Origin of the sequence: Streptomyces sp. NPDC047085 (assembly GCF_040643735.1) — a bacterium.
Classification (GTDB): Bacteria; Actinomycetota; Actinomycetes; order Streptomycetales; family Streptomycetaceae; genus Streptomyces.
In genome coordinates, this window is the sequence record NZ_JBEYUW010000012.1 from 138337 (window position 1) to 156758 (window position 18422).

Genomic DNA, 18422 nt, shown 5'->3' on the forward strand with positions numbered 1-18422 from the left:
CGTCTGGAGCCGCACGGGCAGGGGCCCTTGGGTGCGCGCTCCCGCTTGGTGGGGTTCGTCCGGTGGTGCGACGCTGGGTGGAGAGGTGTTCCGAGGAGGGGGATCCAGGAGGGCCGATGGGGCGCGACGTCCCGGCGCTCGTCTTCACCCGCGAGGACCGCCGCCGGTACCGGATCAAGATGCACGAGTGCCTGGACGCGTTCGCGCTGATGCTGCGCGAGGCGCGGTTCGAGGCCGAACGGCCCCAGGTGGGGCTGGAGATCGAGCTGAACCTGGTCGACGCCGAGGCGGAACCGGCCATGCGCAACACGGATGTGCTGGAGGCGATCGCGGACCCCGCCTGGTCGACCGAGCTGGGCCGGTTCAACCTGGAGATCAACGTGCCGCCGCGCCGGCTGACGGCGGGCGGTCCGGACGCCTGGGAGGCCGAGATCCGTGCCGCGCTGAACCACGCGGAGGAGCGCGCCAGGTCGGTCGGCGCGCATCTGGTGATGGTCGGCATCCTGCCCACGCTGCGGCAGGAGGACATCGGCGAGGACTCGCTCTCCGAGAACCCGCGCTACCGGCTGCTCAACGACATGATCTTCGCGGCCCGTGGCGAGGATCTGCGGATCGAGGTGGACGGGGTCGACCGGCTGCGGACGTACGCGGACACCATCACCCCAGAGGCCGCCTGCACCAGCACGCAGTTCCATCTCCAAGTTTCCCCGGACGAGTTCGCCCGCTACTGGAACGCGGCGCAGGCGATCGCCGGGATCCAGGTGGCACTGGCCGCCAACTCACCGTTCCTGTTCGGCAAGGAGCTGTGGCACGAGACCCGAATCCCGCTGTTCGAGCAGGCGACCGACACCCGCCCGGAGGAGATCAAGGTCCAGGGTGTGCGGCCCCGGGTGTGGTTCGGGGAGCGGTGGATCAACAGCGTCTTCGACCTGTTCGAGGAGAACCTGCGCTACTTCCCGGCCCTGCTGCCGCTGTGCGAGGAGCAGGATCCCGCGGAGACGCTGGATCGCGGGGACATCCCCGACCTGGCCGAACTGACCCTGCACAACGGCACGATCTACCGCTGGAACCGACCGGTGTACGCGATCTCCCAGGACCGGCCGCACGTCCGCATCGAGAACCGGGTGCTGCCGGCGGGCCCGACCGTCGCCGACACCCTGGCCAACGGCGCCTTCTACTACGGCCTCACGCGCGCCCTGGTCGAGGAGGACCGGCCGGTGTGGTCGCGGATGTCGTTCGCCGCGGCCGAGGAGAACCTGCACACGGCGGCACGGCACGGCATCGAGGCGCTCCTGTACTGGCCGGGGATGGGCGAGGTCCCGGCGCCGGAACTGGTGTTGCGCAGGCTGCTGCCGCTGGCGCATCGCGGGCTGGAGCACTCGGGCATGGACGACGCCTGGCGGGAGCCGCTGCTCGGCGTCATCGAGCAGCGCTGTGTCACCGCCCGCAACGGCGCGGTGTGGCAGAAGGAGATGTTCCACCACATCGCCGGCTCCACGCACGCGGGACGGCACGAGGCGCTGCGGCGGATGACGCAGCTGTACATCGACTACATGCATCTCAACGCCCCGGTCCACACCTGGCCGGTCGACTGACCGCGCCCGCCCGCGGATTGCGGATGCCGGACGGAACGATCAACGGTTAGGCTCCTCCCGCAGTGTTCGGGGGAACACCAGATCGAAGAACCGACTGAAGAGTCAACTGAAGAATCAACTGGGTGGGGGGACATGGTCGTCGATTCGGCGTCCGAGAGGCGCCACAGACCGGGCGTCCAGGCAGTCGCCGCGGTGGTGGCGGTGGTGGGCACTCTGGGCGGACTGTGGGCTCTGGACGAGGTTCAGGGAAGCTCGGTGGACACGGGGCCGGCCACGTGCTCGCCCAGCCACGACAAGCGGGTGTCCAAGCGCGTGTCGGCACAGCGGCTGTGTACGGCACTGAACCGCGCGGACCTGCCGGCGCTTCTCGGGGTACCGCAGGAGCAGGCCGAGACCGCCTACGGCTCCGAGAGCGAGATCGTCGGCGCCGACGGCAGCAAGACCCCGACACCCCAGGCGCAGGTCGACACGAAGACGTACTCCGTGAAACTCGAGGCGACGGAGGACGATCTGCCGGTCTCCGACATGGCCGGACTCCTCGGCCCGTCCGCGCAGTCGAAGAAGGTCCTCGGTCACCCCGCGGTCCTCTACTCGGACCACACCCTCGCCTTCAACCTCAACCTCGGCAGCGGCAAGGCCGGAAACGTCGGCACCGGTGGCGTCGCCCACCATCTGCTGGTCGCCGCGGACAGGAAGGACGGCGGCCGCTCGTTCGAGATCGCCATCTGGCGCCAGGACGACGTCACGCCCGACGAGGCGGCCCTGTACCGCATCGCCGAGCGCGTCCTGCCCACGGTCCCGGGCTGGAAGGCCGGCTGAGCCAACCCCTCGGCCGGGTGGTAACGCCCGGGCGTCATCACGGACGTAACTGCCGCCGCACCAGGAAGTCCAGCTTGTCGTCGTCCGGGTTCACCGGCCCGCCGTCGGGATACGCCCAGGAGCGACCCGCGACCCACTGCCGCTCGGACGTGAAATCGGCGGTGAACACCACGTCGTCGGCGGACGGAGTGCGCGGAGCGGGGAACCGGTTGTCCCGAGTCGACGGGAGCGGGTTGTCCGGTGACGGCGGGAACCCGTTGTCCGGTGACGGCGGCAGCGGGCCGTCCGGTGTCGGTTCGGGCATGCCGGATGTCTCACCGGCTCACGCCCGGCCATGCGTGTCCGCCCGTACCCGGCCGCCGGAATGACCCGTCCGGGTGCGGCGCTCCGCGCGCCCCGCCCGTCAGTCCGCGGCCAGCACGAGGACGAGCGGGATGCCGTGGCAGGGCACGAGGCGCAGTCCGTCGTGCTCGCCGGGCGTCCCCCCGGTGAGCAGCTCGCCGAAGTCCGGGCCCTTGGTGAGCGAGCCGGCCAGGTGCGCGGGGTCGGCGGACGCGGCCACCCGGCCCCGGGCGTTGACCAGGTACGCGGGGCGGGCAAGCCGCCGCAGCAGGGGCAGGACGGCCGCTTCGAAGTGCCGCAGGTACACGTCGGCGGCGGCCACCCCGGCGAACCGCCCCTCGATCTCGACCGGTGCGGACAGCGTAAGGCTGTACTCGTCGGAGCAGAGGTAGTCGACGTACGGTCCGGCCACGGCGCGGCGCCCGGTGTCGCGGGGCAAGGCGAACCAGTCCCAGTGTGTGTAGTCCGAGTACGCGGACTGCCCGGGGTCGAGGTCGAGCAGCAGGGGCCGTACGTCGCCGTCGGCGGTCGACTGCCACCACTCCAGCCAGGCCGGCACGTCGGCGAGCAGTCCGGGGGACGCCACGAAGCCGACGCCGGAGACGAGTTCCTGGCGGGTCAGCCGCAGGTGCAGTCCGGGGCGGAGCGCGGCCAGGTCGGCGCTCGCCGGGCGTCGGCCTTCGGCGGTGACCTTCGCGAGCAGGGCCGTCGTGTCGGCGCGGGTGGCGGCGACGGCGTCGAAGACGGCCTCCAGCGCGCCGCCGACCTGCGTGGCCACCCAGGTCTCGGCGTCGGTGTCGAGCGTCGCGGTCGCCGCGGCGACCTGCCCGGGGCTCCAGCCTATGGTGTCCTCCAGCGGACGGGAACCGGACGCGGCGCGGTCAGAGGGTGAGACGTACGGCGACGAGCCGCGCCGTCGACTCCCTGACGCACCGCTCGGCCAGCGTGCCGGCCGTTGCGTGGGCCCCATCTTGCACGGCTGAGATCACGGCGCGGTGACGGTCCGCGACTTCTTCACGATATTCGTCGCGTCCGAGGACGAGGCAGAGCAGTGCGCCCACCTCGCTCTGCAGCGCGACCTGTTCACGGGTGAGCCGGGCGGACTGGGCGGCGGCGGCGAGTTCGACGTGGAAGCGGCCGTACAGGCGGCTGCGCGTGGACACCTCTACGGCGTGGGTCAACTCCTCCGCCGTGCGGTTCAGTTGGTGGAGGTCGGCCGGTTCGGTGCGCTGGGCGGCGAGGCGGGCGGCGGCGCCGGACAGAGCGGCCCAGTGGTCGCCGAGGTCGCGCAGTTCCTCGGTGCTCCAGCCGCGCAGCCTCTCCCTGAGCCGGTCGTCGGCGGGGAAGGCGGGCAGCGAGACGAAGCTGCCGCCGCCGCGCCCCCGGCGGGTGGTGACCATTCCCTGCTGGCGCAGGGCCATGAGCGCCTCGCGCAGGGTGACCGTCGAGACACCGAGCTGCCCGGCCAGCTCGCTCTCGCCGGGCAGTTGCTCACCGTCGGCGAGGAGGCCGAGTTCGATGGCGTCGCCGATGCGGCGGACGACCGCGTCCACGCGCGCCCGGTTGTCCACCGGGCTGAAGACGACTCTGCGCGGGCCGTCTTCCCTCTCGTGCTGTATCACGGTCACCACCTCGTCCGTTGACTCAAGCTTTACCCTAACGGGACCTTGAGCTTTGAACTATGACTTCATATGTTTGCGCACAACGTTGGAGCGCGCCAGAAAGGTTCCCGCATGGAGGGAATTGCGATCCGGCTCCAGGACGTGCGGAAGTCCTTCGGGGACACGACCGCCGTGGCCGGGGTCGATCTGGAGGTCCGGGACGGGGAGTTCTTCTCGATGCTCGGCCCGTCCGGTTCCGGTAAGACCACGGTCCTGCGGCTCATAGCCGGGTTCGAGACGCCCACCGCGGGCCGGATCGAACTCGCCGGACAGGAGGTCACCGGTCTCGCCCCGTTCGAGCGGGACGTGCACACGGTGTTCCAGGACTACGCCCTGTTCCCGCACATGACGGTCGAACAGAACGTGGCCTACGGCCTCAAGGTCCGCAAGGTGCCGAAGGCCGAGCGTCTCGTCCGCGCCCGCAAGGCACTCGCCGAGGTCCGGCTGGAGGGATACGGCCGGCGCCGGCCCGCCCAGCTGTCCGGCGGACAGCGCCAGCGTGTCGCGCTCGCCCGCGCCCTCGTCGGCCGTCCCCGTGTGCTGCTCCTCGACGAGCCCCTCGGCGCCCTCGACCTGAAGCTGCGCGAGCAGATGCAGGTCGAACTGAAGGCGATCCAGCGGGACGTGGGCATCACGTTCGTGTTCGTCACCCACGACCAGGAGGAGGCCCTGACGATGAGCGACCGCATCGCCGTCTTCGACCAGGGCCGCATCGCCCAGGTCGGCACCCCCGCCGAGATCTACGAACGCCCCGCGACCTCCTTCGTCGCGCACTTCGTCGGCACGTCCAACCTGCTCGAAGGAGAGACGGCCCGGCGGCTCATCGGCACAGCGGGCACGTACAACATCCGCCCGGAGAAGATCCGGGTCCTCAAGGAGTCCGCCGAGGCGGACGAGCCCGAACACGCCACCGCCACCGGCACCGTGGCCGAGGCGATCTACCTCGGCGACGCCACCCGCTTCCACGTCGACCTCGACGGCGGCGGGCGCCTCACCGCGCTGCAGCAGAACCTGGAGACCTCCTCCGAGGACGTCGCCGCCTACCGCGGCACCCGGGTCCGCCTCCAGTGGCACCGCCGGCACGCCGTCCAGCTCCCGTCCTGACCTCTCCCCCGCCCTCTACGTCCCCGTCCCCCGCGATTCCCGCAACTCCCGCTCCGCGCAAGGCTCCCTCACCTTTGGAGAACGTCGTGCGTCTCACCCGAACCCTGCGGGCCACGGCCGGTTGTGCCGCGCTGCTGCTCGCCGCCGCCTGCGGCTCCTCCGACTCCGGCGGCACCTCCGCCGGCGGCCTCAACCCGCCCGACCTCAAGGCCCCGACCAAGCTCGGCACGACCGAGGGCCAGGTCAACCTGATCGCCTGGGCCGGTTACGTCGAGGACGGCTCCAACGACCCCAAGGTCGACTGGGTCAGCGACTTCGAGAAGCAGACCGGCTGCCAGGTCCACTCCAAGGTCGCCGCCAGCTCGGACGAGATGGTCAAGCTGATGAAGACCGGCGAGTACGACGCCGTCTCCGCCTCCGGCGACGCCTCTCTGCGGCTGATCGCCTCGGGTGACGCGGCCCCCGTCAACACCGACCTCGTCCCCAACTACAAGGACGTCTTCGGCGGGTTGAAGAACGGCGCCTGGAACTCGGTGAAGGGCAAGATGTACGGCATCCCGCACGGCCGGGGCGCCAACCTGCTGATGTACAACACCCAGAAGGTGAGCCCCGCGCCCACCTCCTGGTCGGCCGTCTTCGACGACGCCGCGCAGCACAACGGGCATGTCACCGCGTACGACTCCCCCATCTACATCGCCGACGCCGCCCTCTACCTCAAGGCCACCAGGCCCGAGCTGAAGATCAAGGACCCGTACGCGCTCGACCAGAAGCAGTTCGACGCGGCCGTGGCGCTGCTGAAGAAGCAGAACGCGAACATCGGCGAGTACTGGAGCGACTACCTCAAGGAGGTGTCGGCCTTCAAGAGCGGCGACTCGGTCGTCGGCACCACCTGGCAGGTCATCGCCAGCCTCGCCGCCTCCGAGGGCGCCAAGGTCAAGGCGTTCGTCCCGAAGGAGGGTTCGACCGGCTGGTCGGACACCTGGATGGTCTCCGCCAAGGCGAAGCATCCCAACTGCGCCTACAAGTGGCTCGACTGGATCGTCTCGCCCAAGGTCAACGCCCAGGTCGCCGAGTACTTCGGGGAGGCCCCGGCCAACTCCAAGGCCTGCGCCGAGACCAGTGACAAGAACTTCTGCGACACGTACCACGCCGCCGACGAGGGCTACTGGAAGAAGATCGCCTTCTGGAACACGCCCATCGAGCAGTGCCTCGACGGCCGCACCGACGTCAAGTGCGTGCCGTACGCGAAGTGGGTGCAGGCCTGGACCGAGATCAAGGGCTGAGCCGTGACGACCGATGTGACGGCCGCCGCCGGACGGGGAACCGTCCGGCGGCTCGCCGGGGCCCTGCACCGCAGGCCCCGACTGCGGCTGACCCTGCTGCTCACGGCTCCGCTGCTGTGGCTGACGGTCCTCTATCTCGGCTCGCTGACGGTGCTGTTCGTCTCCGCGTTCTGGACGACGAACTCCTTCACCTCCCAGGTGGTGAAAGTCTGGTCGACGGACAACTTCCACGAGCTGCTGACGACGCCGGTGTTCCGGCAGGTGGTGCTGCGCAGCATCGGCGTGGCGCTCGCGGTGACCGTACTGTGCGCCGTGATCGCCTTCCCGGTGGCCTTCTACACCGCGCGGGTGGCCCGGCCGCGGTGGCGTCCGCTGCTCGTGGTGGCGATCCTGACACCGCTGTGGGCAAGCTACCTGGTCAAGGTGTACGCCTGGCGGCTCATCCTCTCCGAGGGCGGCCTCGCCGACTGGATGCTCGCGCCGTTCGGCCTGAGCGGACCCGGCTTCGGCCTGCCCGCCACCGTGCTCACGCTGACGTACCTGTGGCTGCCGTACATGATCCTGCCGATCCACACGGCCCTCGAACAGCTGCCGGACAACCTGCTCGACGCGTCCGCGGACCTCGGTGCGCGGGCGGGCCGGACGTTCCGGTCGGTGGTGCTGCCCCTGGTGCTGCCGTCCGTCGCCGCCGGCTCCGTCTTCACCTTCTCGCTCAGCCTCGGCGACTACATCACCGTGCAGATCGTCGGCGGCAAGACCCAGCTCATCGGCAACCTCGTGTACTCCAACATCGAACTCAACCTGCCCATGGCGGCCGCTCTCGGCACCGTCCCCGTGGTCGTGATCGTCCTGTACCTGCTGGCGATCCGTCGCACGGGCGCCCTGAGCAGCCTGTAGGAGGAGAGCGCCATGCATCTCAGCCGCACCGCGCGCGTCGCCCTGCGCGCCGGCGCCCTGCTCGGCTTCGCGGTGATCTATGTGCCGCTGCTGCTCGTCCTCGTCAACTCCCTGAACCCGGACCGCAGCGCGAGCTGGCCGCCGCCCGGGCTGACCCTGCACTGGTGGTCGGTGGCCGCCGACAACTCCGGTGCGCGCGACGCCCTGTGGGTGTCCGTGAAGGCGGGCCTGGGCGCGACCGCGATCGCGCTGGTGCTCGGCACGCTCATCGCGTTCGCCGTCGCCCGGTACCGGTTCTTCGGCCGGGACACGGTCTCCTTCATCGTGGTGCTGCCGATCGCGCTGCCCGGCATCGTCACGGGCATCGCCCTCAACTCCGCGTTCAGCACGGTGCTGGCGCCGCTGGGCGTGGGGCTCGGACTGTTCACCGTGATCGTCGGCCACGCCACCTTCTGCATCGTCGTGGTGTTCAACAACGTGGTGGCCCGGCTGCGCCGTACGTCCGCGACGTACGAGGAGGCCGCGATGGACCTCGGCGCGACCCCGTTGCGCGCCTTCGCCGACGTCACCTTCCCGCTGGTCCGCTCCGCGCTGCTGGCCGGGGCGCTGCTCGCCTTCGCTCTGTCCTTCGACGAGATCGTCGTGACGACCTTCACCGCGGGCCCCGGCATCGAGACCCTTCCCATCTGGATCTTCGGCAACATGACCCGCCCCCAGCAGGCTCCCGTGGTGAACGTGGTCGCCGCCGTGCTGGTCCTGCTGTCGGTGATCCCGATCTACGCCGCCCAGCGGCTGTCCGGCGACACGGCGACGTCGAGCAGGGTGTGAGTCGAGCAGGGTGTGGGGCGAGCCGGATGCGCGGAGGCATTCGGGTGAGGTGCCGCCCGGCGGCGGGATGGCGGGGGCCCGCGTAGGCCGAGGGTGCCCGATGCTCCTGCGGAAGGGGTGCCCGGAGGCGGGAGAGGGTCGTGATCGAACTGGCGGCGGCGTTCGCCGTCGCGGGTGCGGCGAGCAACGCCGTGGGGACGGCGTTCCAGCGCAAGGCGGCCTCCGCCAGCAGTCGCGGCGGCATCCGGCTGCTGGCGGAGCTGGTGCGCCGGCCCGCCTGGGTGCTGGGCATGGCCGGGGTGACCGGCGCCGCGCTGTTCCAGAGCCTGGCCCTGGTCAACGGGCCGCTCGCGCTGGTCCAGCCGCTCTTCATCCTCGAACTGCCCTTCGCCCTGCTGGTCGCGGGCCCGATCATGCACCGGCGTATGCCCGGCTACGGCTGGTGGGGTGTCGCGGCCGTGGTGGCGGGCCTGGCCGTCCTGCTCGTCGCGGCCGCCCCCTACGGGGCCAGGGACCAGGCCTCCCTGGCGCGCTGGATCCCGGCGCTCGTCCTGTGTCTCGGGGCGATCGCCGCGGCCGTCCTCCTCGCCGGGCAGGGGCACTCCCCCGCCCGCCGCGCCGCCCTGCTCGCGACCGGCTCCGCGATCGCCAACGCCCTCACCGCCGCGATGCTGAAGTCGGCCACCGGAACCTTCGCCGACCACGGCTTCCTTGCGTTCCTGCGGTCCTGGCAGACGTACGGCTTCGCGCTGGCCGGCATCGGCGCCGTGCTCCTGCTGGAGAACGCGCTCCAGGCCGGCCCGCTGGCCGCGGCACAGCCCGCGCTGACCATCGGCGACGCGGTGGTGAGCCTGACGCTCGGCATCACCCTGTTCGGGGAACAGGTCCGCACGGGCTGGTGGCTGCTGCCCGAGGCGTGCGGGGCGGTACTGATCGTCGTGGGCGTGCTGATCCTGAGCCGGGCCGTGCAGAACATCGTCGAACGGCGATGAGTTCCGTGGCTGTCGCCGGTCGGTACCCCGGGTTGCCCCGGTCCGCGGCAGCCCCTCGGTGCCCACGGAAGGATTCCCCGCATGCCGACCACCCATGTGACCGAGAACGACCTGGAGTTGCCGGACGGCCGGCGGCTGCACGTGTACGACTCCGGTCCCGGTGACCCCGGCCGGCCGGTCGTGCTCTGGCATCACGGCACGCCCAATCTGGGCTTGCCGCCCCGGCCCCTGTTCCCGGCCGCCGACCGGCTCGGGATCCGCTGGGTGTCGTACGACCGTCCCGGGTACGGCGGGTCGACCCCGGTCGCCGGCCGGGACCTGGCGTCGGCAGCGGTCGACGGCGCCGCCGTCGCCGACGCCCTCGGCATCGACCGCTTCTCGGTGATGGGTCACTCGGGTGGCGCGGCGCACGCCCTGGCCTGTGCCGCGCTGCTGCCGGAACGCGTGCTCGGGGCCCTCGCCGTGTCGGGGCCGGCGCCGTTCGGCGCCGAGGGGCTCGACTGGTTCGCGGGCATGGCCGCCCCCTGCCGGGAGTCGCTGGCCGCGGCCGTGGCGGGCCGTGCGGCCAAGGAGCGGTACGAGGCACAGGCCGGCTACGACCCCGAGATGTTCACGCCGGCCGACCACGCGGCCCTGGCCGGTCCCTGGTCATGGTTCGAGGAGGTCGTCGGGCCGGCCGTCGCCGCGGACCCGGGCGGGCTGATCGACGACGACCTCGCCTATGTCGGCCCGTGGGGCTGCGATCCGGGCGCGATCGCCGCCCCGCTGCTCCTCCTCCACGGTGGCCAGGACCGGGTGGTGCCCAGCGGCCACGGCGCCTGGCTGGCGAGCCGCTGTCCCGGCGCGGAGTTCCGGCTCAGCCCGGGCGACGGGCACATCTCCGTCCTGAACGGCGCGGCGGACGCGCTGGAATGGCTGGTGCGACACGCGAAGGGATGACGTCCGGCGTGGGCGGGACCCGGTTGACGAAAATGCGACGTGTCGCGTTTCGGCCAGCGCCAGGCAGTGACATCCGGCAAAGCGCTGGTCAACGCTGCTTCCATGAACTCGAAACCCCTCGTACGAGCATTGCTCGCCACGAGTTTCAGCACGGTCCTCGCGGCCGCCGCCGTGTCCACCGCCGCGAACCCGAGCATGGCGGCCACCGCGGAGACCTCGGTGACAGCGGACTGGCAGTCCATGGGCCCCGACAACAGCGGTGGCCATCTCGCGTTCACGCCGGCCGCGCCTTCCCGGCTGTACGTGCTGCCGAACGCGGGGAACAGCGTCTACCGCAGTGACGACCGCGGCGCCACGTGGGGCGCGCCGGGCTGGCTGGGACCGCGCAATGCCAGTGGCCGCCGTCTGGCGGCGGATCCCCGCAACGCCGACATGGTGTGGGTGGCGGCCACCGCCCCGGGCACCGGTCTGGGTTCGGTGCTGCGCAGCGAGGACGGCGCCAAGACCTTCCAGACGGTCCTGAACAGCCCGACGGACATCACCGACGTGGTGGTCTCCCCCACGGGGCGCCAGCTCTTCGCCGCCGGAACGGAGGGCGTGTGGGAGAGCCAGGACCACGGCACGAACTGGACGCTGCTCCCCGGCTCGCCGGGCAATGTGCAACGGCTCGCGCTCAGCGGCGACCGTCTGTTCGTCGGCACGACCTCTTCGCTCTACGTGATCGCGGACGCGCTGACGCAGCCTCAGGAGGCCAGGGAGCTCTCGCTTCCGGGAAGCGTGTACGTGCAGCATCTGTCCGCCCGCGACGGGGTCGTGGTGGCCGATCAGAGCCCTGACGGCAGCGCGGTCGTCTCCACGGACAACGGCAGCAGCTGGCGCACGCTCTCGGGCCCCTGGGGCACGGACTGGGTGGTCTTCAGCGCGCTGTCCGCGAACGGTGAGATCCAGGTGGAGACGCTCCAGCCGGCCATGGACGCCACCACCGCGCGCAAGAACCTGTGGGTCAGCTCCGACCGCGGCCGCACCTGGGCTCCCCGGCCGAAGGCCGTGCCGGCGGTCGACCTGTACGCGGACCTCGGCAGTTTCCCGGACCGTCCGAACGAGCAGGTGGTCACGGGACCCGCGGGAACCTTCAGCACGCACGACTCGGTCCGCTTCCAGCGCATCGGCGTGCCCGCCGCCGAGGTCGACGCCCTCGCGGTGTCGGGTCACGCGCTCATAGCGGGTACCTCCGCGGACAGCTACAGTTCGCGGACCGTGCTCTCCGAGGCACTTCCCGTCGGCTACCAGAACTGGGGCTGGAACGGGCGGTCGCCCGACACGCTGGGCAACTCGATCGGCGCACTGGCCGTCGTGCCCGGCAAGGGACTGATCAGAGCGCGCATGGCCCTGTGCCCGGACGCCTGCATCGCACTCGAGCGGTCCAGCGACGGCGGTGCCACCTGGCAGCCGTTGAACTCGGCCTTCGTGGACGGGGCGACCCGCTCCATCGCCGTCGACCCCCGCGACCCGTCGCACCTCTACGTCGGGGCCTACGGCCTGTCCAGCGGTCTGTACACCAGTACGGACGGCGGCCGGACCCTGCAGAAGAACTTCATTCCGGGGTTGCGGGGCGTCCGCTCCGTCGCCGTCGATCCCCGCGCCGACGGTTCGCTGTGGATCGGCGACATCTCCGGGCTCTACCTGAGCAAGGACTCCGGCGCGACCGCGGACCAGGTGCTCAGCGGGGCTGTCGAGCGGGTCGCCGTCGACCCCCGGGACCCCGATCACATCGTGGTCGCGGGCGAGAACATGCTCAAGGTCAGCCATGACGGCGGTGCCTCGTTCAGTGACGCCGACGGATACCCGGCGGCGACCTACGACGACGTGGTCTTCGCCCCGGACGGAACGGTGTTCGCCGCATCCAACGACGTGATGGGCGCCCCTGGTCAGGGAGTGGTCCGCAGCGTGGACGGCGGCGCCCACTTCACCGACGTCACCACCGACCTGCCCGACCACGACGTGCGCTCGATCCTGGTCTCGCCCGACGGCCAGTGGCTGTTCGCGGGCACCGGCGGCAGCGGTGTGTTCCGGATCGCCCTGAACGGCCTCAGCCGGTAACCAGGGCAGGTGCCGGGGGTCTGCCGTCGTCGTCGTAGGCAAGGCCCCCGGCATCGTCGTCCAGCCAGCCGTCTCGTCCCGGGCTTCGCGCTGGAGACGCAGCGCCTGCTGCCGGATCGCCTCCGCGCCCGTCAGCACCTCGACCAGCTGCGCGGAATCGCGCAGCAGCGCGCTGCTGCGGTACTCCTCGGCCAGCTGGGCAACGGCCGCCCGCGCGCGCTCCAGCTCCGCCTGGCCGTCCGACGGCGTGGGTACGTAATACCCAGACGTGCGGCTTATGCACTGTTTGTCCAGCAGGGCTTGGAGGACCGGCTCCACCTCGGAGGCCGGCAGGCCGAGTTGAGCGGCGACCTCGGCCCACGCCGGCCGCTCGAACCGCACGGCGAGCGGTGGGCCGCTCAGTAGCTGGAGCCGAGTGTCCGTGTCGTGTAGGCGCACTCCGTGTAGATGTAGCCGGACCGCAGTTTGGCGGTGTCCGAGGCGGGCGTGGCGGAGCTGCCGCGGTGCGGCTTGTGCACGAAGTAGGTGGTGCCGACGGGGAGACTGAGCGTCCGCTGGGGGTAGTTCCTGCCGCTGCTGCAGGGTTTGAAGCCGATCCTGAGGGTTTCGGCGAACGAGTACGCCTTGCAGCTGCCGCAGCCCTTGAGGGTGAAGCTGCCGGTGACCGGGCCGGTGTAGAGCACGGTCACGTCGTCGGGGCTGTCGTTCTTGACCGTGACGGAGATGCTGCCGCCGGAGGCGGTGGTGGGCAGCTTCTTGCCGGCGGCCGGGAGGGTCTGGGCCACCTCGGCGCCGATGGCGATCTTCTTGGCGCGATCCCGGTTCTTCCCGTTCCTGTTGTCGGAGACGTACTGCTCCATGGTCTTCTGGGCCGCGTCGAAGTCGCCGTCCTTGTACTGGTCGACGCCGCAGGCGTACTCCCCCGCGTCGCCGCTCCGGCCGGCCCGGTCGGCGGACTTCACGAGGTCGTCCCCGGCGCTCGCGGCCGACCCCGACAGGTCGGTTATCCGGGTGTCGAGATCACGCAACTGCTGGACAGCGGTGCACGGCTGCCCGCCGTTGACGCCCTTCTCGGCCTTCTTCACCGCCGCGTCCACGGCGGGGGCGACCTTGGCCGCGGACTCGGACTGCGGGAAGGTGTTCAGCAGGTCGCCGAAGCGCGTGACCCAGTCCGCCTCACCACCCGACAGACCGGCCGAGCCGCACTCGTACAGCGAGGTCGCGAGCCGGTCGTCGGGCCAACGCGTCAGCGAACCGAGGTGCTTCTTCGGCATGGTGCGGGGCACCGTGCGCAGGAACTTCAGCGGCTCGATGGCGTCGCAGTACTCCTTGTGGCCGTAGGCCGCGCCGACGGTGCTGTAGTAGGTCCGCATGCGGTCGGGCACCTGGTCGGCGGCGCGGGAGCCGGTGTGGTCGACGGCGAGTTCCCGGTAGGTCTCCAGGGCCGTGCGGTAGTCGTCCTGGGCGCTCGCGAACCGGTGCCGGCCGGCCTTCGCCACCAGTTGGTCGGCCTTGTCGAGGCGATCGAGGAGCGCCTGCTGCACGGCCTCCTCGTGCGCGTCGTCGTACCACACCACGCCTCCCGCGGGTACGGCCAGCAGCACCACACCCAGCAGGAGGGCGAGGGGCGCTCTGCCCGGCCAGGAGAGCCGGGTGCGCAGTCCGGTGATCGCGCCGTGGACGGCGGCCAGCAGCACGAACAGGGCGTAGACGGCCAGCGCGGCCCCCGGGACGCCGTCGGCGTCGGCGGGCAGGGCGACGAGGAGCAGGACGACGGTCGCCGCCCAGCAGGCGGCCGTCAGGACCCATCTGCGCAGCAGCGCGTATCCGAGGCCGAGTCCGCTCAGGTTGAGCACGGCGACGGCGGCCGCCCGCAGGCCGTCCGGCGGCGCGGGCGGCGGGGCCGAGGGCATCGGCGGTACCGGGAAGCCCTGAGCGGGACCGTACGGATTTCCGGACATGATGGGCTCCCCCCGTCAACTACCCCCGAAATACTGCGGATCGGCAGTGTAAGGCCGGGGGCGCGGCCCCGACAGAGGGGGTTCGCGCCGGTGACGGACGGGGCCTCCCCGCACGGCTCGGGGAGGCCCGCTCTCGGTGTCCGCGCTAGCGGCGCAGGTCGGCCAGGTTGCGGTAGCCGATCGCCGCGTGTTCGAGGGACTGGGCGGGGTTGGTGGCGCTCGGGGCGTTGTCCTGCTCGACCATCGGGTTGTGGTAGTTGCGGTGGCCCACGCGGGAGAAGAACGTGCGGTAGTCGATGACGCCGGTGCCGAACGGGACCATGTCGTAGCCCATTCCGTTGGTGTTGTTGACGACGCCGTCCTTGGCGTGGAACAGCGGGTAGCGCAGGTTGTGCCGGGTCACCAGGCCGGCGGGGTCGAAGACGTTGGTCTGCGTGGAGCCGTCGTGGGCGGTGTAGGTGCGGAACTTGTACTGGGCGACGTGGGCCCAGAAGATGTCCATCTCCAGCCAGATCAGCTTCGGGTCGGTGACGGACAGGAAGTACTCCAGCTTGCGGATGCCGGAGCTGCGGGTCGGGCGACCCTGGGCGTCCAGGGGGCCGCCGTCCAGGAGGAATCCGTAGGCCGCGTCGTGGTTGTGGGTGTAGAGCTTGAGGCCGGCGCCGCGGGCGATCTCGCCGAGCGCGTGCCACTTGTCGGCGGCCACGTCCCAGTCGGCCTTGTACGAGCTGCTGGTGGGGTCGCCGCCGGTGCCCATGTGGGCCATGCCGAGGATGTTCGCGATCTCCAGGTGCTTCTTGAAGGTGTCCAGGTCGGTGCTGGTCAGCGGCCAGGAGCCGGGAATGAAGCCGTGGTTGCCCTGGGCGCGCAGCCCGTTGTCGTCCAGCCAGCGGCGCAGCAGCCTGGCGCCCTCGACGGACTCCAGGCTGGCGCCGCCGGGTGCGTTCGGGTGCTGGCCGTAGCCGGCGAACTCGACCTGGCGGTAGCCGAAGCGGGCGAGCTGCTCGAAGACGGCGCGGAAGCCGGAGGGCAGGGTGGTGGACAGCGGGTCGCGGCCGGTGGCGTCGCGGACCGTGTAGAGGATGATGCCGCGCTTGTCCGCGGGCACGAGCGCCTGGCCCGTGCCGGTGCCGTCGGCCGCCGCCGGCTGCGCGGCGGCGTGGACGGGGCCGGCGCCGAGGACGGGCGCGGCGATCGCGCCGGCCGCGACGGCCGTGCAGGTGCTCAGGAAGCGGCGGCGGCCGATGCCGAGGCTGCGGCGCAGCTGGTCGTCGGTGTCATGCGTGTGATTCACGGGTGCCTTCCTTCGTACGGGTGTCGGTGCCGAGACCGGCGAGGTCGAGCAGGAGTGACTTCACGTCGGTGGCCGCGATGCGGTCGCCGACGGCGCGGGGGGTGGAGCACAGCAGGAGCGGACCGTCGTCGTCGCTCGTGGGCAGGCGGCCGTGGCTGCCGCGGATCGGGGTGGGGTCGAGGGGGACGACCGCCATGCGGTAGCGCAGCCCGAGCTTCTTGCGGGCCAGCGCGGTGGCGGCCTTGACCTTCACATAGGGGTCGAGCGGATCCATGAACAGCTCGACCGGGTCGTAGCCGGGCTTGCGGTGGATCTCGACCAGGCGCGCGAAGTCGGGGGCGCGGGCGTCGTCCAGCCAGTAGTAGTACGTGAACCAGGCGTCGGCCTCCGCGACCGCGACGAGTTCGCCGGAGCGCGGGTGGTCCAGGTGATGCGCCTTCTTGCCCGCGTCGTCCAGGAGTTGCTCGATGCCGGGCAGTCCGTCGAGGGCGGCGCGGGTGGCGGCGAGGTCCTCGGGACGGCGGACGTAGACGTGGGCGATCTGGTGGTCGGCGACGGCGAAGGCACGCGACGCCATCGGGTCGAGGTACTCCATGCCGTCCTGCGTGTGCACCTCCAGCAGGCCGGCGCGGCGCAAGGCGCGGTTGATGTCGACGGGTCGGCTCACCCGGGTGATGCCGTACTCGGACAGGGCGACGACCGTACGGCCCTGGGCCCGGGCGTCGTCCAGCAGCGGGGCCAGCGCCGCGTCGAGGTCGGCGGCCGCCTTCAGGGAGCGCGGGTCGTCGGGGCCGTACCGCTGCAGGTCGTAGTCGAGGTGCGGGAGATAGCAGAGCGTCAGGTCGGGTCGGCGGGTGTGGAGGATGTGGCGGGTGGCGTCGATGATCCACCGGCTGGAGACCAGGTCGGCGCCCGGACCCCAGAAGCGGAAGAGCGGGAACGTGCCGAACTTCTCGGTGAGTTCGTCGTGCAGGGCGGGCGGCCGGGTGTAGCAGTCGGGTTCCTTGCGGCCGTCGGCGTAGTAGACGGGGCGCGGGGTGACGGTGATGTCCGTGTCGGCGCCCATGGCGTACCACCAGCAGATGTTGGCGACCGTGTAGCCGGGATGGGCGCGGCGGGCCGCGTCCCACAGCTTGTCGCCGGCGACCAGGCCGTTGTGCTGGCGCCACAGCAGGACGTCTCCGAGTTCGCGGAAGTACCAGCCGTTGCCGACGATGCCGTGCTCGGCGGGCAGCGTGCCGGTCAGGAAGGTGGACTGGGCGGCGCAGGTGACGGCGGGCAGGACCGTGCCCAGGTGGGCCAGGGAACCGGATGCGGCCAGGGACGTGAGGTGGGGCATGTGGTCCAGGAGCCGTGGGGTGAGGCCGACCACGTCGAGGACGAGGAGCGGGGTGGGTCCGACGGGACCGGTCATGGCAGCTCCTTCAGGCCGAGGTCGGTCAACAGGTCGCGGGCGAGGGCGAGTTCGGCGGCGATTCCTTCGCTGAGCCGGTCGCGGCCCCGCGGCCGCAGCGCGGGCGGCAGCGCCTGCCAGGTGTAGGTCTCGACCTCCAGGTGGCGGGTGAGCGGACTCGGACCGCCGACGAGCCGGGCCAGGGCGCGGCGCAGCACCGGGAGCGTGGAGGTGAGCGGCGCGGCGGGGGTCGCGTGCAGCGGGACGTGGAAGTGGGCGCGCCAGGGTGCGGAGGTGGGGAGGGTCGCCCGTTCCGGGGCCTCGGGTACGGCGTCCCCGGAGAGGGCCGCGGGGAGGTCGTCGGTGCCGTGCAGGCCGGTCGGGGTGAGTGTGCGGGTCTGGTGCAGGAAGCGGGGTTCGGCGAAGGCGGCGAGGGCCGCTCGGACCTCCGGCCGGCCGGGGTGTTCGGCGTGCAGGGCGGCGGACAGCTGGGACTTGACGACCGGGATCCGGGCCTCGGCCAGCGCGTCCAGGGCGGCCTCGGGCTCCTCGAAGGACGTGGCGAGGTGGCACGTGTCCACGCAGACGCCGATGCGCGGATGGCCGAGGTCGGTGAGCGGGGCGAGGGCGTCGGTGGTGGTCTCCACCGTGCAGCCGGGTTCCGGCTCCAGGCCGACCCGGATCGAGCGGCCGGTCAGCTCCGCCAGTGCGTCGAGGCGCTCGGCGAGGGTCAGCAGGGCCTGGTGCCCGGCGCGGGCGCGCTCGGCGCTCCAGGCGGTGCGCCAGCCGAGCGGCAGGGTGGAGACGCTGCCCTCGGTGACGTCGTCGGGCAGCAGCGCGGCCAGGATCCGGGCCAGGGCGGTGGTGTACTCCAGGCGCTCCGGGTCGGCCCAGTCGGGCCGGTACACGCGGTACTTGACCTCGTCGGCGCCGAATCCCTCGTACGGGAAGCCGTTGAGGGTGACGACCTCCAGGCCGCGCCGGTCCAGTTCGCGGCGCAGTCCGCGCAGCGCGACGGGGTCGGTGTCCAGGGTGCGGGCGGCGTCGCGGGCGAGCCACAGGCCGATGCCGAGACGGTCGCGGCCGAGCAGGCGGCGCACCGGTTCGCAGTGGCCGCCCAGCTGGGCGAGGACGCCGTCGAGGGACTCGGCGGGGTGGACGTTGGTGCAGTAGGCGAGGTGGACGGTCGTACCGTCTCGGTGGCGGAAGCGCAT

General features: G+C 71.6%; 15 protein-coding genes and 1 pseudogene. 9 read left to right on the forward strand and 7 right to left on the reverse strand.

Going from position 1 to position 18422, the window contains the following annotated elements:
- Window positions 1–116 precede the first annotated feature (116 nt).
- Both ABZ865_RS32665 and ABZ865_RS32670 read left to right on the forward strand, forming a co-directional pair.
- Window positions 117–1595: a glutamate-cysteine ligase family protein gene (locus ABZ865_RS32665; protein ID WP_361238441.1), complete on the forward strand. Its 1479-nt coding sequence runs from the start codon at window positions 117–119 to the stop codon at window positions 1593–1595.
- Window positions 1596–1727: 132 nt separating this feature from the next.
- On the forward strand, window positions 1728–2414 hold the full coding sequence (locus tag ABZ865_RS32670) for a DUF6215 domain-containing protein (RefSeq protein ID WP_361238444.1): 687 nt from the start codon (window positions 1728–1730) through the stop codon (window positions 2412–2414).
- A gap of 58 nt (window positions 2415–2472) precedes the next feature.
- Here ABZ865_RS32670 and ABZ865_RS32675 read toward each other — a convergent pair.
- The 3 genes and pseudogenes from ABZ865_RS32675 to ABZ865_RS32685 form a co-directional block, all read right to left on the reverse strand.
- A pseudogene (locus tag ABZ865_RS32675) lies at window positions 2473–2586 on the reverse strand (beta-glucanase); the annotation flags it as partial.
- 231 nt (window positions 2587–2817) lie between these two features.
- Window positions 2818–3534 (reverse strand): cache domain-containing protein, encoded by a 717-nt coding sequence (locus ABZ865_RS32680; RefSeq protein WP_361238447.1) that lies wholly within the window; start codon window positions 3532–3534, stop codon window positions 2818–2820.
- 103 nt (window positions 3535–3637) lie between these two features.
- Entirely contained in the window at window positions 3638–4378 is a 741-nt protein-coding gene (locus ABZ865_RS32685) for a GntR family transcriptional regulator (RefSeq protein WP_361238450.1), read from the reverse strand.
- A 111-nt stretch (window positions 4379–4489) separates the two neighbouring features.
- On the opposite strand from ABZ865_RS32685, the gene ABZ865_RS32690 reads away from it, so the two are divergent.
- From ABZ865_RS32690 to ABZ865_RS32720, 7 genes are all read left to right on the forward strand, one after another.
- Complete coding sequence (locus ABZ865_RS32690) at window positions 4490–5521, forward strand: ABC transporter ATP-binding protein (protein ID WP_361238453.1); 1032 nt, start codon at window positions 4490–4492, stop codon at window positions 5519–5521.
- A gap of 86 nt (window positions 5522–5607) precedes the next feature.
- Entirely contained in the window at window positions 5608–6804 is a 1197-nt protein-coding gene (locus ABZ865_RS32695) for an ABC transporter substrate-binding protein (RefSeq protein ID WP_361238456.1), read from the forward strand.
- 3 nt (window positions 6805–6807) lie between these two features.
- A complete protein-coding gene (locus tag ABZ865_RS32700) occupies window positions 6808–7701 on the forward strand; it encodes an ABC transporter permease (protein WP_361238459.1) in 894 nt (297 codons plus the stop codon).
- A gap of 12 nt (window positions 7702–7713) precedes the next feature.
- Window positions 7714–8529, forward strand: a complete 816-nt coding sequence (locus ABZ865_RS32705) for an ABC transporter permease (protein WP_361238462.1) — start codon at window positions 7714–7716, stop codon at window positions 8527–8529.
- A gap of 140 nt (window positions 8530–8669) precedes the next feature.
- Window positions 8670–9521, forward strand: a complete 852-nt coding sequence (locus ABZ865_RS32710) for a DMT family transporter (RefSeq protein WP_361238465.1) — start codon at window positions 8670–8672, stop codon at window positions 9519–9521.
- A gap of 81 nt (window positions 9522–9602) precedes the next feature.
- Entirely contained in the window at window positions 9603–10460 is an 858-nt protein-coding gene (locus ABZ865_RS32715) for an alpha/beta hydrolase (RefSeq protein ID WP_361238468.1), read from the forward strand.
- Between the two features lie 102 nt (window positions 10461–10562).
- Window positions 10563–12560 carry a hypothetical protein gene (locus ABZ865_RS32720; RefSeq protein WP_361238470.1) on the forward strand — a complete coding sequence of 666 codons (1998 nt, stop codon included), beginning with the start codon at window positions 10563–10565 and terminating at the stop codon, window positions 12558–12560.
- Window positions 12561–12958: 398 nt separating this feature from the next.
- On the opposite strand, the gene ABZ865_RS32725 is transcribed toward ABZ865_RS32720, so the two are convergent.
- From ABZ865_RS32725 to eboE, 4 genes are all read right to left on the reverse strand, one after another.
- Window positions 12959–14521, reverse strand: a complete 1563-nt coding sequence (locus ABZ865_RS32725) for a hypothetical protein (RefSeq protein ID WP_361238472.1) — start codon at window positions 14519–14521, stop codon at window positions 12959–12961.
- A gap of 145 nt (window positions 14522–14666) precedes the next feature.
- Entirely contained in the window at window positions 14667–15815 is a 1149-nt protein-coding gene (locus ABZ865_RS32730; RefSeq protein ID WP_361238474.1) for a sugar phosphate isomerase/epimerase family protein, read from the reverse strand.
- On the reverse strand, window positions 15799–17229 hold the full coding sequence (locus tag ABZ865_RS32735; RefSeq protein ID WP_361238477.1) for a nucleotide pyrophosphatase/phosphodiesterase family protein: 1431 nt from the start codon (window positions 17227–17229) through the stop codon (window positions 15799–15801). The genes ABZ865_RS32730 and ABZ865_RS32735 overlap by 17 nt, the downstream gene beginning before the upstream one ends.
- Window positions 17226–18422, reverse strand: a complete 1197-nt coding sequence (eboE, locus tag ABZ865_RS32740) for a metabolite traffic protein EboE (RefSeq protein WP_361238480.1) — start codon at window positions 18420–18422, stop codon at window positions 17226–17228. Before eboE ends, ABZ865_RS32735 begins: the two co-directional genes overlap by 4 nt.